This window comes from Arthrobacter sp. 05L417, from assembly GCF_056397865.1.
The window spans coordinates 1-701 of the sequence record NZ_JBFTOG010000103.1; the positions used below are offsets into that span (position 1 = coordinate 1).

The window sequence follows — 701 nt, forward strand, 5'->3', positions numbered from 1 at the left end:
ATGGCCGTCATGGGCCTGCGCCTGGCGCAGCGGGCCAACGGCGTGGCCAAACTCCACGGGGTGGTCTCCCGCGAGATGTTCTCCGGGCTCTGGCCAGGCTTCGACCACTCCGAAATCCCCATCACCTCCGTCACCAACGGCGTCCACGTGCCCACCTGGATCGATCCGAAGATGAGCCGGCTCGCTGCAGAGCACTTCGGCAGCACCGATGTGGACGCCACCGGTTGGGACAAGATCTACGACGTCGATGATGCCGAGCTTTGGGGCCTGCGCGGCGAGTTGCGTTCGGCCTTGGTCGATGACGTGCGTAAGCGCTTGCGATCTTCGTGGAAGAAGCGCGGCGCGGCGGATGCCGAGCTGGGCTGGACGGACACGGTGCTGGACCCGGACGTGTTGACGATCGGCTTCGCCCGGCGCGTGCCCACCTACAAGCGACTGACCCTCATGCTCCGGGACCCCGCCCGGCTCAAGGCGCTGCTGCTGCACCCGAAGCACCCCATCCAGCTGGTCATCGCCGGCAAGTCCCACCCCGCGGACGACGCCGGCAAGAAAATGATCCAGGACCTGGTGAAGTTCACCGACGACCCCGCCGTGCGGCACCGGATCGTGTTCCTGCCCAACTACGACATCGCCATGGCCCGCACCCTGTTCCCGGGCTGCGACGTGTGGCTGAACAACCCGCTCCGGCCCCTGGAGGCCTG

1 protein-coding gene is annotated in these 701 nt (G+C 67.2%); it reads left to right on the forward strand.

The window, feature by feature from the left end:
* Window positions 1–701, forward strand: a 701-nt coding sequence (glgP, locus tag AC1DJW_RS26495) for an alpha-glucan family phosphorylase (RefSeq protein ID WP_476902956.1), incomplete at both ends; no start/stop codon positions are given.